Genomic DNA, 24,754 nt, shown 5'->3' with positions numbered 1-24,754 from the left:
TTACTCCCCGGTGAGAGTCTGGGTGGGCGAGTGGAGTTTCTCCAGCGTCTTGCCGTTGCCGAGGTACATGTGCACCCCGCACGGCAGGCACGGATCGAAGCTGCGCACGGTGCGCATGATGTCGATACCCTTGAAGTTCTCGCGGTCGTTCTCCTCGAAGATCGGCTGGCCCTGTACCGCGTCCTCGTACGGGCCCGGCGTGCCGAAGCTGTCGCGGGGGTTGGCATTCCACGGCGTCGGCGGATACGGGTGGTAGTTGGCGATCTTGCCGTCCCTGATCACCATGTGATGCGACAGCACCCCTCGCACCGCCTCGGTGAAGCCGCAGCCGATGCCCTCGTCCGGCACCTCGAAGTGCTCCCACGTCTTGGTCCGCCCCGCCCGGATCTCCACGAGCGCCTGCTCCGCGAAATGCAGCGCACAGGCCGCGGCGTAGGCCTGGAAGTAGGTGCGGGCGCGATCGCGTTCGATGGTGTTGCTGCCGAACGCGGGGATCGTCCATTCGAGGCTGACCGGTCCCTTCAACGCGGTCTTGGGCAGGTTGATCTGCACACTGTGCCCGGTCGACTTCACGTAGCCGATATCGACCAGCCCGGCCAGCGCCGTCGACCACAACCTGGCCAGCGGCCCGCCACCGGTGTCGAGCGCCAGATGGTCGGTGCCATCGAACCAGCGCGGCGACATCACCCAGCTGTACTTGTCGTCCATGTCGCGCTTCTGCGGCTTGGGATTGGTGTGCTGGTTCCAGGGGTGACGCCGGTCGACCGGATTACCGAGCGGGTCGGTCTTCACGAACATCTCCTGATCGGTCCAGTCGTCGTAATACGAACTGCCCAACAGGATTCGGATGCCGAGATTGATGTCGACCAGGGAGGTGGTCACCAGTTTCCCGTCGACGACCACGCCGGGGGTGACGAACATCCGCCGACCCCACTCCTCCATGTCCTTGTACTCGAAATTGCACACCTCCGGGTCCTGGAAGGACCCCCAGCAGCCCAGCAGAGTGCGCCGCAAGCCGACCTGTTCGTACCCGGGTAGCGCCTCGTAGAAGAAATCGAAGAGGTCGTCGTGCATCGGCACGACCTTCTTCATGAATTCGACGTAGCGCATCAGGCGCGTCATGTAGTCGGTCATCAACTGGATCGTCGCGACCGTGCCCACGCCGCCGGGATACAGCGTCGACGGGTGCACGTGCCTGCCTTCCATCAGGCAGAACATCTCGCGGGTGTAGCGGCTGACCTGGAGCGCTTCCCGATAGAACTCGCCGGTGAAGGGATTCAGCGCGCGCATGATGTCGGCGACGGTGCGGTAACCGTGCTCGGCCGAATGCGGTGCCGGGGTCTTCTCGGCCTGGGCGAGGACGCCGGGATTGGTCTCGGCGACCATCTTCTCGCAGAAATCCACGCCGACCAGATTCTCCTGGAAGATGTTGTGGTCGAACATGTATTCCGCGGCCTCGCCGAGATTGACGATCCACTCGCCCAGGTGCGGCGGCTTCACTCCGTAGGCCATGTTCTGGGTGTAGCACGAGCAGGTGGCGTGATTGTCGCCGCAGATGCCGCAGATGCGGCTGGTGATGAAGTGCGCGTCGCGCGGATCCTTGCCCCGCATGAAGATCGAGTAGCCGCGGAAGATGGACGAAGTGCTGTGACACTCGACCACTTCCCGGTTCTCGAAATCGATCTTGGTATAGATTCCCAGGCTGCCGACGATGCGGGTGATCGGGTCCCAGGCCATCTCGACGAGACTGTCCGGTTCGATCTTCTTGTGCGACGGCTCGGGGATGATGGCAGTCATTCCAATCGCCTCCTACCAGGTGCGGGTGGCGCCGGATTCCAGCTTCTCGCCCTTGTGCCGCCAGCGCGGCTCCTTGTCGACCGTGCGTCCGGTGATGTGGCGCAGGCTGCGGATCACCGACCCGTACAGCCCTGATGCCGTCGAGGAGATCTTCCCGCCCGGCGGCTCGTCCATGAACGGCATGAATTTGTCCGGGAATCCCGGCATGGTGCAGCCGATGCAGATGCCGCCCACATTCGGGCAGCCACCGACGCCGTTGATCCAGCCCCGCTTGGGGACGTTGCATTTCACCACCGGGCCCCAACATCCCAGTTTCACAATGCATTTCGGTGAGCCGTACTCGTCGGCGAAGTCACCTTCCTCGTAGTAGCCCGCCCGATCGCAGCCTTCGTGGACGGTGGCGCCGAACAGCCATTTCGGCCGCAACGCCTCGTCGAGGGGAATCATCGGCGCTTGTCCGGTGGCCATGTAGAGCAGGTAGGTCAGCGTTTCGGACATATTGTCCGGGTGGGCCGGGCAACCCGGCACGCACACGATCGGGATTCCCGCCTTGGATTTCCAGTCCCAGCCGAGGTAATCGGGCACACCCATCGCGCCGGTGGGATTCCCCGCCATGGCGTGGATGCCGCCGTAGGTGGCACACGTACCGACCGCGACCACCGCGGTGGCCTTCGGGGCCAGCCGATCGAGCCATTCGCTGGTCGTCATGGGCTGACCGGTCGCGGGATCGTTGCCGAAGCCGCACCAGTAACCTTCCTCGTGGAGCTGTTCGTTCGGAATGGAGCCCTCCACGACCAGCACGAACGGTTCGAGTTCACCGCGGTCGGCTTTGAAGAACCATTCGAGGAAATCGTCGGCGCCGCCGGTGGGTCCGCATTCGAAATCGATCAACGGCCAATGCACCGCGATCTGTGGGAGCCCGGGAAGAGCGCCGAGCGCGATTTCTTCGATACTGGGCTGGGTCGCGGCGGTCAGCGCGACCGAATCACCGTCACAACTGAGGCCTGCGTTGATCCACAGCACGTGGATGAGGGCCTGTTCTGCTTTGATTGCTTCCTGGGTGGGCATGGGCTGTGCCACTTTCTGAAGCGGGGCATCGCAGGCTCGTGGTGGCCCACGATGTGATCCTGATCACGTCAGTCTATGTCTCCCGTGAGTGATCCTCAATAGTTGCCGAGCGCTGCCGCCGCAGCCACTCGTACCACTGCGTCATGCCGGAACCGCTGGTCACCGACAGTGGCAGGATCTGCGCGTGCGGATTGATCGCGGTCGCGTACTCCCGGCATCTGTCCAGGTCGAAGTCGACATACGGTAGGAGGTCGATCTTGTTGACGAGGACCAGCGAGGCCGCGGCGAACATGTGCGGATACTTCAGCGGCTTGTCGGTGCCCTCGGTCACCGAGATCACCACGACTTTGCCGCGCTCGCCGAGGTCGAACAACGCCGGGCACACCAGGTTGCCGACGTTCTCGACGAACAGCAGGGTGCCGGGCGCGGGGTCCAGCGTCTCGAGCGCACGGTATGTCATCTCGGCGTCGAGATGACAGCCGGCGCCGGTGTTGATCTGCACCACCCGGCAGCCCGTCGCCCCGATCCGCTCGGCGTCGAGCAGGGTCGCCTGGTCACCCTCGATCACCGCAATGGGCACCTCGGTGAACTCGCGGATCGTGCGTTCGAGCAGCGTGGTCTTGCCCGCGCCGGGTGAGCTGGTCATGTTCAGCGCCAGGATGTCGCGGGTGGCGAGCCAGTCCCGGTTGCGCTCGGCCAGGAGGTCGTTCTTGGCCAGGACCTTCTGCTCGAGGGTGATGGTCTCGGTCACCGGCAGGTGCACGTGATCACCGCCGTGACCATGACTGTGCCCGTGGTGCTCGTGCTCGTGCTCGTGCTCGTGCGGGAGGGTGATCACCGCGGCGTCGTCGTCGCCACATCCACAGGTTGCGCACATTCTCGGCTCACTTCCATCGACCGGATTCGGAGTTCGTGCCCGGCGCTGATCGCCACATCGGCGCTGCCGCATTCACACAGGACGATCGGTTCGAGCACGGTGAACTCGGCGCCGCAACGTCGGCAGGTCGCACGGCCGGGCACCACGTCGATCTCGAGGCGCGCGCCCTCGGCGAGAGTTCCCTCGGCGGCGAGTTCGAAGCAGAACTGCATCGCCTCCGGCACGACCGCGCACAGCGCGCCGACCTCCAGGAGCACGCTGTGCACCCGCGCTCCCGCCGCGTGTTCACAGACGGCGTCGATGACACTCTGGGTGATCGCCATTTCGTGCATCGCAGTCTCGGCTCGTCGAGGGAGAACCCACTGCTGAGGCTACTCCTCGGCAACCCGCCGACGCGATGGCCGGATGCTCAGCTGAGGCGGTGCGCGGCGAGCAGGGCGGCATCGCCGAGGATGTCGGCGGTGGGGCCGTTGGCGACGACTTCGCCGCCGTCGAGGATGACGACCCGGTCGCAGATCCGTTGCGCGTAGGGCAGATCATGGGTCACCACGAGCATGGTGGTGGGCAGCGACAGCAGGATCTCGGCCAGCTCGCGGCGGGCCACCGGATCGAGGTTGGCGGCGGGCTCGTCGAGGACGAGAACCTCGGGCCGGCACGACAGCACCGTCGCCAGCGCGGCCCGACGGCGTTCCCCCAGTGACAGGTGCGCCGGTGAGCGCCCGGCCCGATCCGTCATCCCCACCGCGGCGAGGGCCTCGCGGACGCGGTCGGCGAGTGCCTCGCCGCGGACGCCGAAGTTGGCGGGACCGAACGCGACGTCCTGTTCGACGGTCGGCATGAACAGCTGGTCGTCGGGGTCCTGGAACACCACCCCGACCCGTTCCCGGATCTCGCGCACACTGTCGCGGTCCAGCCGCAGACCGCCGATGTGCACCTGTCCCGAGGTGGCGGTGAGCACCCCGTTCAGGTGCAGCATCAAGGTGGACTTGCCCGCCCCGTTGGGCCCGAGCACGGCCACCCGCTCCCCCGGCGCGATCTGCAGGTTCACCCCGTCCAGCGCGCCGGTCCCGTCGGGATAGGCGAAGGTCAGGTCGACCACGCGCACCGCGGGTGTCGTCGGTTCGGTCACCGCACCATCCAAGCACCGGCGCAGACGACGATCGCGGCGGCCGCGGGCAGGCAGCCGAACAGCCACTGCCTGCCGGTGGCGTGCGGGGTGCCGACATCGGGCACGGCGCCGTCGAACCCACGCGACAGCATCGCCAGGTGGACCCGCTCGCCGCGTTCATAGGACCGCAGGAACAGGGTGCCCGCACCGCGCGCGGTCGCCCCGGCCTGACGCAGTGTGCGCGGGTCGTCGCCGCGCGAGATCCGCGCCAGCCGCATCCGCGCCGCCTCGGCGACCAGCACGTCGACGTAGCGCAGCATCAGCACCACGATCATGACGATCGTGCCCGGCACCCGCAGCCGGGTCAGCCCTTCGGGCAGGGCGCGCACGCTCGTCGTCGCGGCCAGCGTCAATGAGATACCCACGCCGATCGTGCCTTTCGCGATGATGCCCCACGCGGCGTACAGTCCGGTGACCGACAGCGACAGCCCGAGGACCTCGGTGCGGGGTTCGCCGGCGGCGAAGGGCAGCAGGACCGCCAGCACGACGAAGGGCAGCTCGATGAGCAGCCGAGGCGCGATCCAGCGCAGCGGGATTCCCCACCATCGCCACAGCGCGACCAGGCCGAGGGCATAGCAGCCGAACGGCCACAACAACTCCCGCGGAGTCGCCACGACCGCGAACACCGCGACCACCGCGCAGACGATCTTCACCTCGGCCGGCGCTCGATGCGCGGGCGAGTTCCCCGCCAGATACAGCCGGTGGACCGGGCCGCTCACCTATTCCGGCTCCGCGTACGACCGCACCGCGGCATCATCGGCACGATCGGCCGCGCGCGTCCCGCTCCGCCCGATCCGGATCGTGCGGACCACCGCGAACAGCACGGCGAAGGCCGCCGCGACGCCGACGATGCCCGCCAGGCCGGCCAGATCACTGTTGCCGTCGATCGTGTAGTCGGCCAGCGGTGAACCGGCGAACCGGTGTTCCTCGGCGCTCTGGGCGATGCACTCACCTCGCAGCTGCTCGCCGCCGTCCACCTCGACCGTGGTGCACCCACGCTGGGTGGTGGCGTCGAGGCCGTCCGGATGGGAACTCGCGGCGTAGGACAGCACGCCCGCGACGAGTACGGCAGCCGCGGCGAACGCCCACAGGAATCCGGTGAACGACAGCCGCGCGCGAGCGGGAGACGCCGTGGCGGACACCGGTTCCGCCGCGCGGAGCACGTAGACCAGGTCGGGCCGCGCGTTGAACACCGCCACCACCGTGATCGCGGTGATGATGCCCTCGCCGATCCCGATCAGCGCGTGCGTGACGAACATGTAGCCCGCGACGGCGCCGACCGTGGAGCCCGCGGCCCCACCGATCGCGTACTCGACGACGAATCCCATCGCGGCACAGAGAGTTCCGATGAGCGCGGCGACGAAGGCCACGATGCCGATACCGGTGTCGGTCCGTCGGCGCAGCAGCGACACCCCGGCGCGGGCGACCAGATATCCCACACCCACACCGATGAGCGCCATATTGGTGATGTTGGTGCCGAGTGCGGTCAGCCCGCCGTCGGCGAACAGCAAGGCCTGGACGACCAGCACGATCGCCACACACAACGCCCCGAGGTAAGGCCCGACCAGTATGGCGGCGAGCGCTCCGCCCAGCAGGTGCCCGCTCACGCCGGGCAAGATCGGGAAATTCACCATCTGCACCGCGAAGATGAACGCGGCGACGAGTCCGGCCATCGGCGCCGCGCGCTCATCGAGTTCGGCCCGTGCTCGCCAGCCCGCGAACCCGAGCCCCACTGCCGCGATCCCCACGAAGATCAGCGACGTCGGCGCATCGACGATCCCGTCGCTCATGTGCATTGCCACGGTATTGCCGTTCACCTATCAGAACACTACGCCCTTTATCTGTCTATGTGAACAGATAAAGGGATGTCCGGGCACGACATCGGCTGGATGCCACCCGGGTTGGACGCGACTAGAATTCGATGATGGAGCGTCGCAGCACAGCCGCGCGCAGCCGCGGCGGAGGTGATCACCGCTCGCCCTTCGACCGGTTCGTCGAGCAGGCCGAACTGCGGGTGAGTCAGGCTCCATTCTTCTTCCTCTGCGTTGGAATCGTCGCCGCGTGGCTGATCAGCTTGCCATGGTGGACGGATCTCAAGACCTGGCAGGTTGCCATCCACACCGTCGCCAGCGTCTTCACCCTGCTGTTGGTAGTGCTCCTCGAGAACGCGGGCCGCCGCGCGAGTGAGGCCGCTCAGGAGAAGCTCAACGTCATCGCCGAGGCACTGGCGACGCTCATGACCGCATCGGGATCGACCGATCCCGAACTCCGCGCGGCGGCGGAACGGCTGCGCGAGTCGGTCGGACTCGAGGAGCGCCACTGACGACACCGCCGGGTGGCGATACCCAGCCGGAGTGACGCACCACACAGGTAAGGCTAAGCTTAGTTCTGGCACACTTTCCGGGTGCTCTTCTTCGATGGACCCCGTGGGCTGGTGCACTACCGGCGTTGGCAGGTAGCGAGCCCTCGTATGGGGGTGATACTGCTGCACGGCCTCGGCCAGCAGAGCGCGGACTACCACCGGTTCGGCAGGTTCCTGAATCGCCATGGCATCGAGGTCTGGGGCATCGACCACATCGGGCACGGCTTGAGCGAAGGCGAGATCGACGGGCTCCCGTCGGTGGACGAGCTCGCCGCCTCGGCCTCGCAGCTCATCTCCATCGCCCACGCCGCCGACACCGCGATTCCGCTGGCCGTCGTCGGACACTCGCTCGGGGCGGGAACCGCACTCATCGCGATGCAGTCCAATCCATCAGCCGCACAACATATCTCCAGCGTCGCTCTCACCGGAACGCCCGTACGTGCGCACACACTCGCCGTGCCCGCCCCCGAGGTCCCGACGTTGGTCCTGCACGGACAGGACGACCGGCGCGCGCCGATCGGCCCGATCAGGAGCTGGTGCGCGGGCAAGCCGACGGTCACGCTGCGGGAGTTCGCCGATGCCGGACACGATCTCCTGCACGAGCCGGTCCACCACGCGGTGTCCACCGCGATCGTCGAATTCGTGCTCGCTCGACTTACGACAGACCTCGGTCCCGCGTCACACCACGAAGCCCCGAACCCGGCCTCGTCGGCGCTGGACCGCGCATCCGTCGGCCGCCGCTCCGCGCTACGCCCTCGCCTGCCACTTCCGGTGGGCTGAGCAACCTCCCGGACCCGGCGAGTCACGAGCCCGCCTCGTCATCGACGACTCGGTCCTGCGGGGCTGATCTCGCTCAGGAGTTGCGTCGCGACCGCGGTCACGTGGGTGGCGAAGGCGTCTCGGTCGGTACCGAGGCTGCCTTCCGTCCACTCGACGAACAGCGAGATCAGGGCGCCGAAGAGGGCCGAGAAGCGCATCCGCACACGGGGATCGTCCGGCGATCCGGTGACGCGATCACCGAGGACGGCCAGTGTGATCGCCGGAATGGTCTCGCGCACATAGCCCCGCAGCCGCGCGTCCGCCACCGGCTCGATCAGCAGAATGCGACAGATCCGCGGATCGGCCTCCATGAGTCGGGCCGCGGCCTCGAACACGCCGTGCAGGTCGCCGGATGCCGCCGCCGGCGCGACGGCCCCCTCCAGGCGGGACAGCGCCGCCTGGTACACCGCGTGCAAAAGCCCATCCGTATCGGCGAAGCTCTCGTAGAAGAACCGCTGACTCAACCCCGCCGCACGGCACACCGAGCGCATCCCCAGGGCGGAAACACCCTGCGTGCCAACAATATCGACGCCGACATCGATCAGGCGCGCCCGCCGGTCGGCAGCGCGCCCCTCGGCGGTCTGCCCGCCGTAGCTCCTTGACACGGCACCACTTTACAAGAACCATTTCCCATCAGGAAGCAGGTGCTTCCGGATGGAGAAAGCGATGTTCACCGACGAACAGTTCCAGCTGTCACTGCTGCAGCCGCGCCTGGCGCAACCGATCCCCGCGGTGCTGACCAACCGCTCCGAGCCGGTCGCCGTCCTCGACGAAGCCGCGCTGACCGCCATGACCCGCACATGGTTCGACGACTACGAGAAGAAGATCGAGTTCTACGCCGGGCACGGCCTCGATATCGCCTGGACCCTCGACTGGGCGAAGAAGTACTGGTGGAGCTGGCAGACCCGGGACATGAGCTACAACCACGAGCTCTACACCGACGACCTGCGCTACAAGGACGTGACGACACTCGGCGCGACCATGGTGGGACTCGACGAATTCGTGGCCTACAACTTCGCGTTCTTCGACGCCATCCCCGACTGGCGCTACGACCCGATCCCCGGACAGTGCTACATCGACCTGTCCCCATCAGGTGAGGTCCGAATGGTGGTGCGCTACTACGGCAGTGGCCACATCGTCGGGCCGTTGAAGCTGCACCCCTACGGTGCGGACGCCACCGCGATCCCGGGCAACGGCGCGTTCATCCAGTGCACCGCCGTCGACCGCTATCACTTCAACGCCGAGCACCTGATGTACGAGGGCGAAACGCTCTACGACCTGCTCGACGGTGTGCAGCTGGCCGGAATCGTGCCGGGCCCGTCCACCACCGCGTTCAGGTGGCTCCTGCGCGGGGCGGGCCTGGCCACCCGGGCCATCACCCGACTCCGCCCTCCCCCGACTCTGCCTCGCTCGACCGCTCCCCGCTGACCGTTGCCCGACCTCTCCAAAGACGACGAACCCCCTCCGACCCGAGCCGGAGGGGGTTCGTCGGGAGGGCTGACGGGATTCGACCGCCAGCAGTCCCGTGCGCGGAGATCAGCCCGCGGCGACTTCGCTGCGGTCACCGCTCCACAGGGTGTGGAACTTGCCCTCGGCGTCGATGCGCTCGTAGGTGTGCGCGCCGAAGAAATCGCGCTGGCCCTGGGTCAGGGCGGCGGGCAGGCGCTCGGCGCGCAGCGCGTCGTAGTAGGACAGCGAGGACGCGAACGCCGGGACCGGGATACCGAGCAGGGTGGCGGTGGACACCACGCGCCGCCAGCTGTCGATCGCCGTCTCGATCGCCTCGCGGAAGTACGGGGCCAGGATCAGGCTCGGCAGCGCGGGGTCCTGCTCGTAGGCTTCCTTGATCCGGTTCAGGAACCGGGCCCGGATGATGCAGCCGCCGCGCCAGATCGTCGCCATGTCGCCCGGGCGCAGATCCCAGCCGTATTCGGCGCTGCCCGCGGCGATCTGGTCGAAGCCCTGTGCGTAGGCGACGACCTTGGACGCGTAGAGCGCCTGCCGGATGTCCTCGGTGAACTGCTCGACATCGGTCGGCTTGGCGGCGAGCGTGCCCGAGGCGAGACCCACCGCGGCCTTGCGCTGGGCACGGGAACCCGACAGCGCCCTGGCGAAGACCGCCTCCGCGATGCCGGTCACCGGCACACCGAGATCCAGCGCGGACTTGACCGTCCAACGGCCGGTGCCCTTCTGCTCGGCCGCGTCGACGATGACGTCGACCAGCGGCTTGCCGGTCTTCGCGTCGACCTGCGCGAGCACCTCGGCGGTGATCTCGACGAGGTAGCTCTCCAGGTCGCCGGAGTTCCACTGGGTGAACACGTCCGCGATCTGCTTGGCGTCGAAGCCGAGCGCGTCCCGGAACAGGTGGTAGGCCTCGCCGATCAGCTGCATGTCGGCGTATTCGATGCCGTTGTGCACCATCTTGACGAAGTGGCCGGAACCGTCGGGGCCGATGTGGGTGCAGCACGGGGTGCCGTCGACCTGCGCCGCGATCGACTCCAGCAGCGGGCCGAGCGATTCGTAGGACTCCTTGGGCCCGCCGGGCATGATCGCGGGGCCGTTGAGCGCGCCCTCCTCGCCACCGGAGATACCGGCGCCGACGAAGTTCAGGCCGCGCTCGCGCAGGGCGGCCTCGCGCCGGATGGTGTCGGTGTAGAGGGCGTTGCCGCCGTCGATGATGATGTCGCCCGGCTCCATCGCGGCAGCCAGTTCCTCGATGACGGTGTCGGTCGCGTCGCCTGCCTTGACCATGATCAGCACGCGTCGCGGCTTCTCCAGCGCCGCGACGAACTCCTCGACGGTCTCGGTGCGGACGAAATCGCCGTCACCGCCGTGCTCGGCCAGCAGCGCGTCGGTCTTTGCCACGGAACGGTTGTGCAGTGCCACGGTGTAGCCGTGCTTGGCGAAGTTGCGGGCAATATTGCTGCCCATCACGGCCAGGCCGGTCACACCGATGTGTGCACGCGCGGTCGAGGTCGACATTGATCAGCTCTCTTCGTTCGGCGGTTCGATGGGCGCGGGAAGACGGACTTCTTGGCAGCGAAGTTACCGGGTGCCGGTCCGCCGCCGAACACCTACCACCGTGACCGGGGCTCCGGGCGGAACCCGGCACGGCCCGCGTGTCGGAGGTCGCTGCTAGTCTCGATCGAGTTCCGACACGGGGTGCCTCGCGACCGCGAGGCTGAGAACAGACCCGCTGAACCTGTTCAGGTAATGCTGACGAAGGGATGTCACGGTGTTGCGCGCCCACACCACGAATACAGACTTGTTCACCGATCACCTCTGGGACCGGACCAAGGTCCTGCGCACGGCGATCGATGAGCTGGAGTTCCTGCGCCACCTCGGCGAGGGCACTTTGCCGCTCGAGGTGTTCCGCACCTACACCGAGCAGGATTCGCTGTACCTCACCGGGTACTCGAAGGCGCTGGCGCTGCTCGCGGCCAAGTCGCCGGACCCGCAGACCGCGGCCTTCTGGGCGACCTCGTCGGCGAACGCCGCCGCCGTCGAATCGGCCATGCACGAACAGCTGCTCACCGGCGGCGTGCTGCCCCCACGGCAGGGTGAACCGGAGCCTTCGCAGACCTGCCTGGCCTACGTCTCCTACCTCATCGCGGCCGCCGCGACCGAGTCCTACGCCGTCGCCGCGGCGGCCGCACTGCCCTGCTTCTGGATCTACGCCGAAGTGGGACGCGACCTGGCCGAGAGCGCGGCGAAGGTGATCGCCGCCGACCCCACGCACCCGTACGCCCAGTGGGTCACCACCTACGGCGCGGCGGAGTTCCAGCAGTCCGCGGCCACGGCGCGCGCACTGGTCGACGCCGCCGCCGAGTCGGCGAGCGAACAGGAGCGGGCGGCGATGGAGCAGGCGTTCGTCGCCGCGACGCGCTACGAATTGCTGTTCTGGGACACCGCCCTGCATCCGCAGCCCTGGCCCGCCGCATGACCGGGCGTCTACGCCGCGCGCTCGCGGTCCTGGCCACCACCGTCGCGACCCTGTCGCTGCTCACCGCCTGCGGTTCGGGTGGCGGCTCCGACAACACCATCCGGTTCGCGCTGGACTGGACACCGAACACCAACCACGTCGGGCTCTATGTCGCGTTGCAGCGCGGCTACTTCACCGACGCCGGCCTGGATGTGCAGGTCCTGCCGTACAACAACACCGCCGTCGACACGGTGATCGACGCGGGCAATGCGGAATTCGGGATCAGCACGCACAATTCGTCGACCTTCGCCCGCGCGTCGGGCGCACGGGTGAAGTCGGTGCTCGCCCCGCTGCAGCACTGGGCGACGGGTATCGGCGTGCGCGCCGATCGCGCCGACCTCGCGAGCCCGAAGAACCTCGACGGCAAGACCTACGCCGGTTTCGGCGACCCCGGCGAGAAGGAAGCGCTCCAGCAGGTCATCCGCAACGACGGCGGCACCGGCGATTTCACCTCGGTGATGCTGGGTTCGTCGGCCTACGAAGCGGTCTACTCCGGCAAGGCCGACTTCACCGTCTCGTATCTGGCGTGGGAAGGGATCGAGGCCGAACACCACGGCACCCCGATGCGCTACTTCCGCTACACCGACTTCGGTTTCCCCGACGCCTACGCGATCGTGGTCGACGCCAACGAGGGCTGGCTGGCCCAGAACCCAGACCGCGCCGCGAAATTCGTGCAGGCGCTGCAGCGCGGCTACCAGTTCGCCGCGGACAACCCGGACGCGGCGGCCCAGGATCTCATCGACGCCAATCCGGGCGCGTTCACCGACGAGAAGCTGGTCTTCGAGAGCCAGCGCATGCTGGCCGAGCAGTTCATGAAGAACGCCGCGGGCAAGGTCGGCACCCAGACGGTGGAGCAGTGGACGGCGAATTCCGGCTTCCTGTACCGGGGCGGTCTGCTGACCGGACCCGACGGAAAGCCGCTGACCACCGAACCCGACTGGTCGACCTACTTCACCAATGAGTACCTCGCCACCCCGTGAGCGGTCCGTAGCCGTGCCGCCGCCGGTCCCCGCCGGTGGTGACGGCGGCACGGCTCGCTGGGCCGGAATCCGGTGGGCGGTGCCATCGTTGGTGACGGTGGTGGTCCTGGTCGCGCTCTGGCAGGTCTACGTCACGAGCAGCGGTGTCCGTCCGCAGGTGCTGCCCTCACCGCTGCGGGTCGTCCAGCAGGGGTGGGCACACCGCGACGAGATCGCCACGCACGCGGCCGCCACCTTGCAGGTGACGCTGGTCGGGTTCGCGGTGTCGCTGACGCTGGCCTGGGTACTGGCGGTGATCGTGGACTTCTCGCCCTGGCTGCGGCGCGCGCTGGTGCCGCTGTTCGTCGCGTCGCAGACCGTGCCGATCGTCGCGATCGCACCGCTGATGATCATCTGGTTCGGCTTCGGCCTGCTGCCGAAGATCCTGGTGGTCGCGCTGGTCACCTTCTTCCCCATGGCCATCGGCCTGATCGAGGGATTCGCCGCGGCCGACCGTGAGGCGGGCGCGCTGCTGCGCAGCATGGGCGCCTCGCGGCTACAGGAGTTCCGCTATGTGCGGCTGCCGTCCGCGCTGCCGCGGTTCTTCACGGCGCTGCGGATCGCGATCACCTACGCGGTCGTCGGCGCGGTGTTCGCCGAGTATGTCGGCGCGAGCGCCGGTCTCGGCATCTACATGAGCCTGCAGAAGAATTCGTTCCGCACCGACCTGGTCTTGGCGGCGGTGCTGGTCACGGCGCTGCTGAGCATCACGCTCTACCTGTCGACGTTCGCGATCGAGCGCCTCGTCGCACCGTGGGCACGCGCGCAGAACAGGAGCCGACGTGACTGACGCCGGGGACGACCGGATCGTCGTCGACCATCTCACCAAGTCGTTTCCGCAGGGTCGGCGCAGTCCGGATCTCGAGGTGCTGGGCGGGGTGTCGTTCACGGTGCGCTCGGGCGAGTTCGTCTCGGTCATCGGGCCGAGCGGGTGCGGCAAGAGCACGGTGTTCAACATGCTCGCCGGACTGGAGTCCCCTGATTCCGGCAGTGTCGGCTTCCGCGCCGCCGACGGCGAGGACACCGCGTCGCACTGCGCCTACATGCCGCAGAAGGACCTGCTGTTCCCCTGGCGCACCGTTCTCGACAACACCATCCTCGGCTTGCGGGTCCAGGGCGTCCCGACAGCGGAGGCCCGGCGCCGTGCCCGCGAACTGTTCCCCGTCTTCGGCCTGTCCGGCTTCGAGGACGCCCGCCCGTTCCAGCTGTCGGGCGGGATGCGGCAGCGCGCGGCACTGCTGCGGACGGTGGTCCAGGAGCGCGAACTGCTGCTGCTCGACGAACCCTTCGGCGCGCTCGACTCCCTGACCCGCACCGAGATGCAGTCGTGGTTGCAGGAGGTCTGGCAGCGCTACCGCTGGATGGTCCTGATGATCACCCACGATGTCCGTGAGGCGGTGTACCTTTCGGACCGCGTGATCGTCCTGTCGGCGCGCCCGGCCACCGTGCGTCACGAAGTCCGCGTCGACCTGCCGCGGCCGCGCGGCTTGTCCACGATCACCGCCCCCGAATTCGTCGCGCTGGAAGAGGAACTCCTGACGATCCTGCACGAGGAGTCACGCCGGGCGTTCACCGACCAGCGCTAGATCGAACCGACGCCGAGCGGGTCAGTGCTCGAGCGAAGGATCCCAGCGGTTGGCCAGCAGCTTGAAGCTCGGGAGATCCGCCAGCGAGGTCAACGCCTCGTAGATGCGCTCGTATCGGGTCGAGGCGATCCGCCACACCCCGTCCGGGTCACGCCGGTAGGTGTCGGAATAGTATCCGCCACCACGGATCTGCACTTTCGCGCCAGGGACGAGCACCGTGTCCTCGAACGCCCAGGAACCCGTCGCGGTATCGCCGTCGACGTCGATCTCGGGGTGGTTGGCGATGTGGACCGTGACGATCCCGGGCCCGAGGTTCTCGCTCATGTACGCCACGACGTCGGCCCGGGAGTCGAAATGCAGCGGCTCGGCCATGGCCTGGGTGCCGTAGCGCGCGGAGATGTCCGTGGCGAGGCAGTCCGCGAACTCGTCCCACAGCTTGAGGTCGAGTGTGCGGAAGTAGCGGTGCTTGAGACGCTTGATCTCCTCGATCGCGACAAGGTCCATCGCCGGATTCTAGAACGCGTTCTAGGTTTGAGCGGGCGTTCGGCCGAGGTTCGATCGGGAACTTAGGTTTGACTAACCTTATCTCGAAAAGTAGCGTGCTGAGCACTATCGGAGCTACCGACGGCAACCGCCCGTCTCGATCGTCCGCGGAGGACATGTCATGAAGAAGATCGCCGGCCTCGTCGCCGCCCTCGGTCTCGCCGGTCTGCTGACCGTGGGCACCGCCTCCCCCGCGCTCGCCGACCGCTCGGTCCGCGACGCGACCGTCGCCGACCTCTACCTCCGGGACGCGGACCCGTCGCTCGACGCCATCGCCGGGCAGTTCGCCGCGCTGTGGAATCCGAATCTGCCGATGAGCGCGAAGGAAGAGGTCAGCTACCACGGGTCGACGGTCGGTCCGGCGCTGCAGGGCATCCTGTCCCAGGGCGGGGTCTACGACTTCCTGTCCATCCAGGAGCGGGCGACCTCGAAGGCCATCACCGGCAACACCATGACCGCCACGCTGTCCGGCGTGATGGCGGGCTTCCCGGCCACCAGCGGAACCTACAGCTACATCCGCGAAAACGGCCTCTGGAAGGTCGACTGGAAGGCTACCTGCGACGCCATGGGCGGCTGCACGGGCAACCCGGACTTCGGCTACTGATCCCCGAACGTTCGCGACGACTCGATCGCCGATGATCACAGTTTCCGGTATTTCCAAGCGATTCGGCGACCGGGTCGCGGTCAGCGATGTCAGCTTCGAGGCGGCCCCCGGCTCGATCACCTATCTGCTCGGGCCCAACGGCGCCGGTAAATCCACGACCATGCGGATGATCGCCGGGCTGACCACCCCGGACGCGGGCACGGTGCGGATCAACGAACGTCCACTGCGCGAACTCCCCCACACCATGCGCGAGGTGCGCTTCAACCTCGACACCTTCGCCAGGCATCCGAAGCACACGGCGAAACAGCACCTGACCTGGCAGGCGCGCCTCGGCGGCATTACCGTCGGCGAGGTCCGGCGGGTGCTCGCGCGCGTCGGTCTCGCCGATGTCGAAGACCGCCTGGTCGGCCGGTTCTCGCTCGGCATGCTCCAGCGGCTCGGCATCGCGACCGCGCTCCTGGGCGACCCGCGGACCATCGTGCTCGACGAGCCGGACAACGGCCTGGACGTGGACGGCATCCTGTGGCTGCGCGAACTCCTGACCGGGCTCGCCCGCGAAGGACGGACCCTGCTGGTCGCCTCGCACAATCTGACCGAGGTCGCCATCACCGCCGACCGGATCGTGATCATGGGCCGCGGGCGGATTCTCTCCGACGCCGGTCGGGACGAGACCGTGGCGCTCGGCTCGGGCCCACGTCCGCTCGAAGCGGCGTATCTGACGGTCACCCGTGGCAGCGTCGAGTACCACGGCCGCACCAGTGCGCCGGGTGAGGTGGAACAGTGAGCGCAGCAGGGGATCTCGGTCGCGCGGTGCGGAGCGAACTGGCGAAACTGTCCTGGCGCAGCCCGGTGTGGTTCGCGATCGTGCCGATCGCCGTGGTGCTGCCGATCGCCCTGAACGCGAGCCTGGCGATCGCCACCCGGATGAACAAGGTCAACGGCAGCGGCGGCATGGACACCAACAATGCCGGCTACTGGGTGATGATCTTCTCGACGATCGTCCTGATGTCGGCGGGTGTCGCCTCACTCAGCAACGAATTCAAATACGCGACAGTGGAATTGGTCTACTGCGCCCAGACCCGGCGCCCGCTGCTCCCGCTGGCGAAACTCCTGGTCTTCGGGCTGATCGCCGCGGCGGCGACGCTGGTCACCGTGATCGTCCTGCTCGCCGGTTTCCCGGCGATCTTTCCCGAGGTGTGGGGACGAGTCGAGCTGACCTCGTCGGCCGGTCTCCGATTGCTGTGGGGGCTACCGGTATTCGCGTTCTTCGTCACCGCGCTGGGGATCGGGATCGCCGGGCTGATCCCGTGTCCGGGTGTCGTCGTCGGTGTGGTGTTGCTGTGGAAGTTCGGAATCGAGACCTTTTCCGCGATGCTGCCGGTAAAGATCGGGAACGTCGTCGCGCAGTGGATGCCGTTCAAAAACGGCGAGCTGGGTGCGGGTCAGTACCCGACGATGCGGCCGGTCTTCGGTGGCGCCAACGGTTCGCTGGCGTATTTCGCGGTGATCGCCACGGCGTTCTTCGCGCTCGGGACGATACGGCTGTCCCGACGCGATATAACGACGGACTGATCGGCGGATCGAGTAGGCGCAGACCGCGCGCTTCTACTCTGTCGCACCGGCGCGAACGACCCTTGTCCTCGGTGTGCGCGAATCTCTGGCCGCCGTCCGGGTCGGCACGAACGATGGATGCGGAGATTCGTATGTCGCCACCCATCGACCAGAGGACGCCGCCATGACCGTCACAGACGAATACCTCACCAACAACGCCGCCTACGCGGCGCAGTTCAGCGGCCCGCTGCCGCTGCCGCCCAGCAAGCACGTCGCCGTGGTGGCGTGCATGGACGCCCGCCTCGACGTCTACCGCATCTTGGGCCTGCAGGACGGGGAAGCCCACGTCATCCGCAATGCCGGCGGCGTGGTCACCGACGACGAGATCCGCTCGCTGGCCATCAGCCAGCGGCTGCTCGGCACCACGGAGATCATCCTGATCCACCACACCGACTGCGGCATGCTCACCTTCACCGACGACGATTTCAAACGCGCCATCCAGGACGAGATCGGCATCAAGCCGACCTGGTCCGCCGAGGCCTTCGGCGATCTCGACGAGGACATCCGCAATTCACTGCGCCGTATCGACCGCAGCCCCTTCATCACGCGCACCACCTCCCTGCGCGGCTTCGTCTTCGATGTCGCGACGGGGAAACTGAACGAAGTGCTCGACTGACCGCTGCCGCTACCGGAAGACGCTCATGAAAATGATGTTCGCGACAATGCTGGATTGACTCCACGTGTTCCCGAGGCCGTCGTCCCGATAGGCATAGACAAACGCCCCGACGTTGAACGTGTACGTATTGCCCGGACGCATCGTCCAGGACACCTCGATGGTGGCGCCGGGGCCGAATCCGTTGCTGCTGTAGACGTCGGTCTCGTTCTGGCTGACCCGCTTGCGCCAGCGCTTGTCGACAGCGGAGGTGACGAAATTGCCGTTCTCGAACACCGTGAGATCGGTGCCGCCCTCGGCGACGGCGGAGCCGCCGAGTCCGCAGCCGACCGAGTAGTGGTCGTCGGTGGTCCGGTACGAGCGGCCCATCACGGCCACCTCGCGATCGGTCTGCAGCGTGATACCGTACCCGGCCCGCGTGTACACGAACTCCTCGGCGCCGCCGATCTTCGGGCCCGCGCGGCCGTCGATGGCCACGCGGCCGTTGTCGCGATCGACCACGAGCTCGAACGGCCTGCCGCCCGCCGGGTCGTGCCATGCCCAGTCGAAGTGGTACGGGATCGCGAAGATCTCGGTGCCTGCCCGGATGTCGAGCGTTGCCGTCGCGTCCGGGTGGATCCCGTGCGGTGCGGTGACGCGCGGGTGTACCAGGTCCTCGTCGAACGGTACGGGGGTATCGTCCGCTTTTCGCAGCGTGTCCGCCGTCTCGGAATCCTGTCGTGCCAGTCGGATCAGGGGCGCGTAGAGCGCCTGGGTGATCGCATTCCGCTCGGCGGCGTCGGCGCGCCTGCGCGCGGTCTCCGCGGACGAACGTTCGATCATGCTGTCGATCGACTTCTCGACGAAACGATGGTGCTCGGCGGGGAAACCCGGCGAATAACGGATCTGCGGCGAGCCATAGTCGGTGCGGGGAGCCGGTGTCGTGGTCGATGTCATGAGCGCACCTCCAAAGATGATGTTGTGCTCTCGACCAGCCTGCGCCCGCGAACTCGCGCCTGTCACGCGTAGTCGACTACGCCCACGCAGCCGGGATCAGCCGCGCGGTGAGATCTCGATCCCGATCGAGGCGCTCTGACGGCGGGTGATCCAGGTCCCGAACTCGCTCAACGGGCCGAGGAGCCAGTACTTGCGGTTCATGATCTTGCGGACTCGCGACGTGTCCTCGGCCTCGAGAACCCGCGCGGTGCCCTCGACGACGGGCGATCCGGGATCGATCGTGCCCCGCACAGAGCACGGCTGCACCGTGACCTCGGGATTGCGGCGAATCCGCTTCACCTTGTAGGCGTCGACCCCCGACAGGAAGTAGAGCTTGCCGTCGGCAGGAGCGATCCAGACCGGAAGGGAGACCGGGGTGCCGTTCTTGCGGTAGCTCGTGAAGGACACGTAGGTCGACGCGCCGACCGTCTCCCACGCCGATGCGCCCGCCGTCACGACATCGCCCCGAACGTCGCGGTCTCGATCATCGAAATCTCCCTTGTCGTTCGAACACTGTCGCGGTCGCAGGCGATACATTACCCATGAAAGTAAGCGGCATCCACATCAGCGGAACGTGGGGCTCCCCGCCCTTTCTTCACGCGTCGAACAACCCTCCGACCAGTCCGGCCGCCTCGACCGCGAGACCGGGCGGGTTGGTGGCGATGAACAGGGAATCGGCCGCGAGATTGCCGAGCACGTGCCAGTTCCGGTCCGGCGTCCCGCCGACCATCGAACGCCGCGTCACCGGCTCCACCCGGAGGCCGCCCGAAGGGTGTGATTCGGCCGCGCCCGCCGCGAGCAGCGCGCCGATCAGCGACTCGGTGTCCGGGGGCGTCGTGTAGGCGGGCGGATTGACCGCGTTGAGCACGGTATCCGCGGACCAGCTCCGATCGTCGTGCACGGTGAACCCGCCGCCGGGCCGCGCCTCGATCTTGGTGACACCCGCCCGCAGCCGCAGCCTGCCGGAATCCAGCAGCCGCAGCACGATGCGGGCGTTGTGCGGCACCATGGGCGAGCTCAGGCTGTTGATGGTGCGGAAGTGCTCGGTACGCAGCATCGCTCGGTCCTGGTCCGCCAGCATTGGCCACGCGATGGGGCCGACGGTGCGGATGACCATCGCCAGCAGACGCCGCCCGTGATGCGGCGAGTCGACCGCGTCGAGCTGGCGGCGCAGACGCGTCACCGGATCCTCGGCGGCGCGGATCTCGGTGGCCAGGGTCTCGAAATCCTGTCCCAGTGCGGCGAGTTCGGCGCGCAGGAGCGAAACCAGCTGGGTGAAGGCGAGTTCGCCGTGTTCGGCGGCCAGTGCGCGCACCGCCGCCGGCGTCATGTGGACGGGATCCAGCCGGACCGGACGCTGCTGCACGAACGGGAGTTGCCCACTGCGGGAGAGCAGGGTGATCGGGCCGGTGTGCCCGGTGGCCGCGAGGGTGACGGCGACATCCACCGCGGTCAGACCGCTGCCGATGACGGCGACACTATGGTCTGCGGGAACCCCGGTCACGGTCCGGGCGAGCGGATAGGGCTCGTCGACATAGCCGGGCGCGCCGGTGAGCCCGTAGTGGTCGCGTGGGCGGCCGCTGCCGACCGCCAGCACGGCCCGGTCCACCGGGACACGATCGCCGCCGGCGGTGTGCAGGACCGCCTGGCCGTCGCGGGAGAATCCGGTGACCGTCGAGCGCACCACGCGGACCCGGCAGCCGACCCGCCCCAGCCGCGAGATCGCCTCGCGTGCGGTGTCTTCCAGGTACTCGCCGTAGACAGCGCGCGGCACGAGCGGTTGCCCCAGGCGCTCGTCGAGATAGTCGGTGACGTCGCGATCGGCCAACCAGCGCTGGTAGTGCCCGGCGTCGCCCGCCCGCACCGACATGATCGGCGGCGGCGCGTTCACCCGCACGGTGTCGAGGTCGGGCTGGTACGGGCGGCCACGCCAGAGCGCGGGCGCGCCGTCGAAGACGGTGACGCCGCTCGGCTGGTGGTCGGCATGGGCCAGCGCGTCAAGCAGTGCGACGGCGGCCGCGCCCGCTCCGATGATTCCGATGTGCATGGGGCTCCTTCGTTTTCGTGTGTGTGCCGGACCCCAGCGTCGCGAAGTCGCGCGACACGGACCATCCCGCGATCGAGGGGTTCGCATCGGAGGCGCCGTGGGCACCACCCCCTCAGTTGCGGGGTGGCCGACGCGCGACCGGCCGTCGAAGATGACACCTATGACCGCGACGACAGCACTCGACGCACTACTCGCAGGCATCGCCACCGCGCCCGACGCGCACGCGCTGTTCGCCGACACCTCGGCCCGCCTACGGCGCATCACGCCCTTCGACGCCGCGGTGTGGGTGGCCACCGATCCGGTCAACGGGCTCACCACGGCACCGGCGCGGGTGGAGAACCTGCACGAGGGCGGCTGCGGAATCTATTGGGAGTCGGAGTTCTTCGCCGAGCACGTGAATCTGTTCCGCGATCTGGCGCTGGCGAAGGTCCCGGTCGCCGGGCTGCGCGAGGTGACCGGCGACCGGCCCGCCTCGAGTCCGCTGTACCGCGGCTTCATGCGCCCGCGCGGGTTCGACGACGAGTTGCGCGCGGTGTTCCGGGTCGGCGGGCAGCCGTGGGGACAGCTGAGCTTGTTCCGCGAGCGGGGCAGGCCACCGTTCCGGGCCGAGGACATCGCCGGGGTCCACGCGATCTGCGCGCCGATGGCCCAGCGATTGCGCGCCTTCGCCCGGCCCTGCGAGACACCGCCGTCGGCGCTCGCCGCCGCCCCCGGGCTGCTGTTGTTCGGGGCGGGCGGGGAACTGCTGTCCCTCAACGACGAGGCCCGCGCCCTGTTGGCCGAGATGCCGCCCGGCCCCAGCACCGGGACCCCGCTGGGCATCGATCTGCCGCTACCCGTCTGGATCCTCAGCACGGCAGGCCGCGCCCGGCTCACCGGCGTGGCGTCGCGGATCCGGGTACGCACCACCGCCGGCCGCTGGCTGGTGTGCCACGCCACCTGCCTGCGCGACGCCGAAGGCCGTTCGGGCCCAACGGCGCTGGTCATCGAGCAGGCCAAGCCCGCGGAGGTGGCCGAGCTGATCGTGGCAGCCTACGAACTCACGCCGCGAGAACTCCAGGTCACCGAGCTCGTCGCGCACGGTCTGCCCACCGCCGAGATCGCCACGCGACTGTTCCTCTCCCCGCACACCGTGCGCGACCACTTGAAGTCGATTTTCGACAAGGTCGGTGTCACCAGCCGCGGCGAACTGGTCGCCCGGCTCTTCACCGAGCACCGCGCGCCGCTCGCGGCCACGGTCCGCGTCCTCGATGTCGCGAGCTAGCGCGCTTGTCACGCCGGCGGTCCTCAGAACATGCCGTGCGGGGTGCTCGCCGGTTCGGGGACCGGCTGCACCACATCCCAGTGTTCGGTGATCCGGCCGTCCACCAGCCGCCAGACGTCGATGACGGCCGATCCGCGGCCGTCGCTCGCGTCGATCATGTGATAGTGCGCGACCGCGTAGTCGTCATCGGCGATGACGCGTTTGATGTCGAGGCGTGCGCGTGCGACCGGCGCGGTCGCGATGAACGCGAGAAAGGCGTCGCGCCCGGAGGGATTGCCGGGGCTGTGCTCGACGAAGTCTTCGTGCAGGAGCTCGCGCAGGACGCCGATATTTCCCCGGGCGAACTCCGCCAGCCCGTGCACGATCAGTTCCCGGTTACGGTGCGCCACAGTGTCTGGTGTCATGGTGGCACTGTGGCACCCGCGTCGCCGCGGAGGCGATTACCAGCCGGGTAATGGTGCGGCGTATTTCCGGCCGCGATACTCGGGTGATGAACAGTCCGGTCGGTGAGCTCTTGCGCGCGTGGCGGATGCGAAGTGGGCTCAGCCAACTCGCGCTGTCCGCGCAGTCGGGCATCTCCACCCGGCACATCAGCTTTGTCGAGACCGGCCGAACGGTGCCCAGCACCGCCATGATCGAGCGATTCGCCGACAACCTGAATATTCCACTGCGCGAACGCAATCAGCTGCACCTGGCGGCCGGTGCGCTGCCGATCCATCCGCAGCGCACCCTCGACGACCCGGATCTCGCGGCGGCGACAACGGCGGTCCGCCGGGTCGTCGCCTGCCACGCGCCGTACCCCGCCGTCGCCGTGGACGCGCGCTGGAATCTGCTGTTCGCCAACGACGCGGCCGAGATCTTCTTCGACGGCGCGTCACCCGAGCTCCTGACCCCGCCGGTGAACATGATGCGCCTCGGTCTCCACCCCGACGGGTTCGGCGCACGTCTGACCAACCACGCCCAGGTCAGCGCCTACCTGCTCCCCCGGCTGGCCCGGCAGGCCGAACGCAGCGGCGATCCCGTTCTCGTCGCGCTGCACACCGAACTCCGCGCGTTCGCTCCCGCCGCCGACAGCCCGGTCGACCCCGCCGATGTCGCCCTGCCGATCCGGCTGGCGCACGACGACACCGAACTGTCTTTCTTCAACACGATCACGACCTTCGGTGCCGCCTTCGACATCACCCTCGCGGAGATCGCCGTCGAGTCCTACTTCCCCGCCGATGCCCACACCGCCGAGTATCTCCACCGCCGAGCGCTCCCGGCTCAGTCGGCCTCGATGGCGGCCACACCTTCGGCGTAGGTCGTCACCCGGAACTCGGGAAACGCCCGCTTGAACTTGTCCGAAACGAAGAAATTGTTCGCCTCGTAGCGCGGCAGCAGTTCCCACAGTTCGCGCACGCCCTGATTGAACAGTCGCGCGAAGAAGAACGCGGGCCGCTTCATCACCGAGTAATCGATCTCGCGACCCCACGACGCGGAGGCCAGCTCGATCAATCCCCGGTACGTCACCCGGTCGTCGTCGCACGGCAGATGCCAGGTCTGCCCGTACGCCGACGGCGTGTTGCCGATCAGGGCCATGGCGCGACTGGCGTCCGGCGTCCAGATCAAGGTCCGCACAGTGTCGTCACGCGACGGAACACGTGGCCGCTTGCCCGCCGCGATCGGCTCGAACACCATTGCATTGGTGAAGCTCTGCGTCTTACCCGGCCCGTAGAACTCCGGCGCGCGACAGATGACCGCCTCGACCCGACCCGCGGCCATCGCGTCCAACAGCATCGTCGCCATCGCCGCCCGGGTGCGCGCCTTGCTCCCAGCCGGGGCGAATCGCGTCTGCTCGGTCTGCGGGTCACCATTCATCGGATACATGTACGTGTTGTCGAAGAACACGAGCTTGGCACCGTGCTTCTCGCATGCCGCGATGGTGTTCGCCATCATCACCGGCAGCTGATCCGCCCACAGCTTCGCATCCGGCGGCAGGCCCACGGTCAGGTACACGATCTCGCTGCCCGCGACCGCCGCGGCGGTCTGCTCGGCGTCCATCAGGTTCGCCGTGACCAGCTCATCGGTGTCGTGCAGCCGCCGAGGGTTGCGGCTGACCAGCCTGATGTCCTGCGTGAACCGCCGATGCAGCTCGTGCGCGAGCTCGGTCCCGATCTGTCCGTTTGCTCCGAGAATCGTCTGCACGGGAGGAACCCTTTCGATTGCCGACTGTTGACCGCATCCCACGATATCATCGATGTAAGCGTCGTTAACATGACGCTCTTCACACCTCGTGGACCAAGCCAAGGCGATCCTGATGAGGTTGTGCGAGCGCATCGAGACCGTGACGCGCGACGAAATCGGCTGGCTCGTCCCCTGCGTCTACGGTTTCCAGGACGCGGATGCGGAAGAGCTCATCGCCACGCGCGAGTGGTGAACG

General features: G+C 67.8%; 29 protein-coding genes, 1 pseudogene and 1 riboswitch. Of the genes and pseudogenes, 14 read left to right on the top strand and 16 right to left on the bottom strand.

The window, feature by feature from the left end; genetic code table 11:
* The 8 genes and pseudogenes from AB0H54_RS19135 to AB0H54_RS19100 form a co-directional block, all read right to left on the bottom strand.
* Complete coding sequence (locus AB0H54_RS19135; protein ID WP_357346658.1) at positions 1 to 1,797, bottom strand: nickel-dependent hydrogenase large subunit; 1,797 nt, start codon at positions 1,795 to 1,797, stop codon at positions 1 to 3.
* 12 nt (positions 1,798 to 1,809) lie between these two features.
* Positions 1,810 to 2,865, bottom strand: coding sequence for a hydrogenase expression protein HypE (locus AB0H54_RS19130; protein ID WP_355272721.1), 1,056 nt, complete (start codon positions 2,863 to 2,865; stop codon positions 1,810 to 1,812).
* 73 nt (positions 2,866 to 2,938) lie between these two features.
* The gene (hypB, locus tag AB0H54_RS19125; RefSeq protein ID WP_357346657.1) at positions 2,939 to 3,742 is read right to left on the bottom strand and encodes a hydrogenase nickel incorporation protein HypB; all 804 of its coding nucleotides are present in this window, start codon (positions 3,740 to 3,742) and stop codon (positions 2,939 to 2,941) included.
* The gene (hypA, locus tag AB0H54_RS19120; protein ID WP_357346656.1) at positions 3,700 to 4,074 is read right to left on the bottom strand and encodes a hydrogenase maturation nickel metallochaperone HypA; all 375 of its coding nucleotides are present in this window, start codon (positions 4,072 to 4,074) and stop codon (positions 3,700 to 3,702) included. The genes hypB and hypA overlap by 43 nt, the downstream gene beginning before the upstream one ends.
* Before the next feature lie 77 nt (positions 4,075 to 4,151).
* The gene (locus AB0H54_RS19115) at positions 4,152 to 4,871 is read right to left on the bottom strand and encodes an ABC transporter ATP-binding protein (protein WP_357346655.1); all 720 of its coding nucleotides are present in this window, start codon (positions 4,869 to 4,871) and stop codon (positions 4,152 to 4,154) included.
* On the bottom strand, positions 4,868 to 5,629 hold the full coding sequence (cbiQ, locus tag AB0H54_RS19110) for a cobalt ECF transporter T component CbiQ (protein WP_357346654.1): 762 nt from the start codon (positions 5,627 to 5,629) through the stop codon (positions 4,868 to 4,870). Before cbiQ ends, AB0H54_RS19115 begins: the two co-directional genes overlap by 4 nt.
* Positions 5,630 to 5,962, bottom strand: a complete 333-nt coding sequence (locus AB0H54_RS19105) for a PDGLE domain-containing protein (protein ID WP_357347526.1) — start codon at positions 5,960 to 5,962, stop codon at positions 5,630 to 5,632.
* Between the two features lie 102 nt (positions 5,963 to 6,064).
* Positions 6,065 to 6,727 (bottom strand): annotated as a pseudogene (locus AB0H54_RS19100) (energy-coupling factor ABC transporter permease); the annotation flags it as partial.
* Positions 6,728 to 6,834: 107 nt separating this feature from the next.
* Here AB0H54_RS19100 and AB0H54_RS19095 point away from each other — a divergent pair.
* Positions 6,835 to 7,233 (top strand): low affinity iron permease family protein, encoded by a 399-nt coding sequence (locus tag AB0H54_RS19095; RefSeq protein ID WP_357346653.1) that lies wholly within the window; start codon positions 6,835 to 6,837, stop codon positions 7,231 to 7,233.
* Between the two features lie 147 nt (positions 7,234 to 7,380).
* A complete protein-coding gene (locus AB0H54_RS19090; protein ID WP_357346652.1) occupies positions 7,381 to 8,052 on the top strand; it encodes an alpha/beta fold hydrolase in 672 nt (223 codons plus the stop codon).
* A gap of 38 nt (positions 8,053 to 8,090) precedes the next feature.
* Here AB0H54_RS19090 and AB0H54_RS19085 read toward each other — a convergent pair whose 3' ends face one another.
* Entirely contained in the window at positions 8,091 to 8,696 is a 606-nt protein-coding gene (locus tag AB0H54_RS19085; RefSeq protein ID WP_357346651.1) for a TetR/AcrR family transcriptional regulator, read from the bottom strand.
* A 49-nt stretch (positions 8,697 to 8,745) separates the two neighbouring features.
* On the opposite strand from AB0H54_RS19085, the gene AB0H54_RS19080 reads away from it, so the two are divergent.
* The gene (locus tag AB0H54_RS19080; RefSeq protein ID WP_357346650.1) at positions 8,746 to 9,519 is read left to right on the top strand and encodes a nuclear transport factor 2 family protein; all 774 of its coding nucleotides are present in this window, start codon (positions 8,746 to 8,748) and stop codon (positions 9,517 to 9,519) included.
* A 108-nt stretch (positions 9,520 to 9,627) separates the two neighbouring features.
* Here the strand turns inward: AB0H54_RS19080 and gndA are convergent, their stop codons facing one another.
* Entirely contained in the window at positions 9,628 to 11,073 is a 1,446-nt protein-coding gene (gene gndA, locus AB0H54_RS19075) for an NADP-dependent phosphogluconate dehydrogenase (protein ID WP_357346649.1), read from the bottom strand.
* Positions 11,074 to 11,239: 166 nt separating this feature from the next.
* A riboswitch (TPP riboswitch) is annotated at positions 11,240 to 11,336 on the top strand.
* On the opposite strand from gndA, the gene AB0H54_RS19070 reads away from it, so the two are divergent.
* From AB0H54_RS19070 to AB0H54_RS19055, 4 genes are all read left to right on the top strand, one after another.
* A complete protein-coding gene (locus AB0H54_RS19070; protein ID WP_357346648.1) occupies positions 11,327 to 12,034 on the top strand; it encodes a TenA family protein in 708 nt (235 codons plus the stop codon). (Overlaps the previous riboswitch by 10 nt.)
* Complete coding sequence (locus AB0H54_RS19065) at positions 12,031 to 13,053, top strand: ABC transporter substrate-binding protein (protein ID WP_357346647.1); 1,023 nt, start codon at positions 12,031 to 12,033, stop codon at positions 13,051 to 13,053. The genes AB0H54_RS19070 and AB0H54_RS19065 overlap by 4 nt, the downstream gene beginning before the upstream one ends.
* A complete protein-coding gene (locus AB0H54_RS19060; protein WP_357346646.1) occupies positions 13,031 to 13,882 on the top strand; it encodes an ABC transporter permease in 852 nt (283 codons plus the stop codon). Before AB0H54_RS19065 ends, AB0H54_RS19060 begins: the two co-directional genes overlap by 23 nt.
* The gene (locus tag AB0H54_RS19055; RefSeq protein ID WP_355272755.1) at positions 13,875 to 14,678 is read left to right on the top strand and encodes an ABC transporter ATP-binding protein; all 804 of its coding nucleotides are present in this window, start codon (positions 13,875 to 13,877) and stop codon (positions 14,676 to 14,678) included. The genes AB0H54_RS19060 and AB0H54_RS19055 overlap by 8 nt, the downstream gene beginning before the upstream one ends.
* Before the next feature lie 21 nt (positions 14,679 to 14,699).
* On the opposite strand, the gene AB0H54_RS19050 is transcribed toward AB0H54_RS19055, so the two are convergent.
* Positions 14,700 to 15,182 (bottom strand): nuclear transport factor 2 family protein, encoded by a 483-nt coding sequence (locus AB0H54_RS19050; RefSeq protein ID WP_357346645.1) that lies wholly within the window; start codon positions 15,180 to 15,182, stop codon positions 14,700 to 14,702.
* Between the two features lie 160 nt (positions 15,183 to 15,342).
* On the opposite strand from AB0H54_RS19050, the gene AB0H54_RS19045 reads away from it, so the two are divergent.
* From AB0H54_RS19045 to AB0H54_RS19030, 4 genes are all read left to right on the top strand, one after another.
* On the top strand, positions 15,343 to 15,825 hold the full coding sequence (locus AB0H54_RS19045; protein WP_357346644.1) for a hypothetical protein: 483 nt from the start codon (positions 15,343 to 15,345) through the stop codon (positions 15,823 to 15,825).
* A gap of 31 nt (positions 15,826 to 15,856) precedes the next feature.
* Positions 15,857 to 16,609, top strand: a complete 753-nt coding sequence (locus AB0H54_RS19040) for an ATP-binding cassette domain-containing protein (RefSeq protein WP_357346643.1) — start codon at positions 15,857 to 15,859, stop codon at positions 16,607 to 16,609.
* A complete protein-coding gene (locus AB0H54_RS19035; protein WP_357346642.1) occupies positions 16,606 to 17,397 on the top strand; it encodes an ABC transporter permease in 792 nt (263 codons plus the stop codon). Before AB0H54_RS19040 ends, AB0H54_RS19035 begins: the two co-directional genes overlap by 4 nt.
* A gap of 163 nt (positions 17,398 to 17,560) precedes the next feature.
* The gene (locus AB0H54_RS19030; protein WP_357346641.1) at positions 17,561 to 18,052 is read left to right on the top strand and encodes a carbonic anhydrase; all 492 of its coding nucleotides are present in this window, start codon (positions 17,561 to 17,563) and stop codon (positions 18,050 to 18,052) included.
* 9 nt (positions 18,053 to 18,061) lie between these two features.
* Here AB0H54_RS19030 and AB0H54_RS19025 read toward each other — a convergent pair whose 3' ends face one another.
* The 3 genes from AB0H54_RS19025 to AB0H54_RS19015 all read right to left on the bottom strand — a co-directional run bounded on the left by AB0H54_RS19025 (position 18,062) and on the right by AB0H54_RS19015 (position 21,071).
* Positions 18,062 to 18,985: a hypothetical protein gene (locus tag AB0H54_RS19025; RefSeq protein WP_357346640.1), complete on the bottom strand. Its 924-nt coding sequence runs from the start codon at positions 18,983 to 18,985 to the stop codon at positions 18,062 to 18,064.
* A 96-nt stretch (positions 18,986 to 19,081) separates the two neighbouring features.
* The gene (locus tag AB0H54_RS19020) at positions 19,082 to 19,480 is read right to left on the bottom strand and encodes a PPOX class F420-dependent oxidoreductase (RefSeq protein ID WP_357346639.1); all 399 of its coding nucleotides are present in this window, start codon (positions 19,478 to 19,480) and stop codon (positions 19,082 to 19,084) included.
* A gap of 139 nt (positions 19,481 to 19,619) precedes the next feature.
* The gene (locus tag AB0H54_RS19015) at positions 19,620 to 21,071 is read right to left on the bottom strand and encodes an FAD/NAD(P)-binding protein (RefSeq protein ID WP_357346638.1); all 1,452 of its coding nucleotides are present in this window, start codon (positions 21,069 to 21,071) and stop codon (positions 19,620 to 19,622) included.
* Positions 21,072 to 21,231: 160 nt separating this feature from the next.
* On the opposite strand from AB0H54_RS19015, the gene AB0H54_RS19010 reads away from it, so the two are divergent.
* A complete protein-coding gene (locus AB0H54_RS19010; RefSeq protein WP_357346637.1) occupies positions 21,232 to 22,335 on the top strand; it encodes a LuxR C-terminal-related transcriptional regulator in 1,104 nt (367 codons plus the stop codon).
* Positions 22,336 to 22,358: 23 nt separating this feature from the next.
* Here AB0H54_RS19010 and AB0H54_RS19005 read toward each other — a convergent pair whose 3' ends face one another.
* Positions 22,359 to 22,739, bottom strand: a complete 381-nt coding sequence (locus tag AB0H54_RS19005; RefSeq protein WP_357346636.1) for a nuclear transport factor 2 family protein — start codon at positions 22,737 to 22,739, stop codon at positions 22,359 to 22,361.
* Between the two features lie 86 nt (positions 22,740 to 22,825).
* Between AB0H54_RS19005 and AB0H54_RS19000 the strand changes: the two genes are divergently transcribed.
* Complete coding sequence (locus AB0H54_RS19000) at positions 22,826 to 23,635, top strand: helix-turn-helix transcriptional regulator (protein ID WP_357346635.1); 810 nt, start codon at positions 22,826 to 22,828, stop codon at positions 23,633 to 23,635.
* Here the strand turns inward: AB0H54_RS19000 and AB0H54_RS18995 are convergent.
* Positions 23,599 to 24,621 (bottom strand): NAD-dependent epimerase/dehydratase family protein, encoded by a 1,023-nt coding sequence (locus AB0H54_RS18995; protein ID WP_357346634.1) that lies wholly within the window; start codon positions 24,619 to 24,621, stop codon positions 23,599 to 23,601. The genes AB0H54_RS19000 and AB0H54_RS18995 overlap by 37 nt on opposite strands.
* Here AB0H54_RS18995 and AB0H54_RS18990 point away from each other — a divergent pair.
* A complete protein-coding gene (locus AB0H54_RS18990) occupies positions 24,608 to 24,751 on the top strand; it encodes a DUF5713 family protein (RefSeq protein WP_357346633.1) in 144 nt (47 codons plus the stop codon). The genes AB0H54_RS18995 and AB0H54_RS18990 overlap by 14 nt on opposite strands.
* Positions 24,752 to 24,754: the final 3 nt, after the last annotated feature.

The organism is Nocardia sp. NPDC050718 (genome assembly GCF_040654235.1).
Taxonomy (GTDB): Bacteria; Actinomycetota; Actinomycetes; order Mycobacteriales; family Mycobacteriaceae; genus Nocardia.
This window is presented reverse-complemented; position numbering and strand designations above follow the sequence as displayed.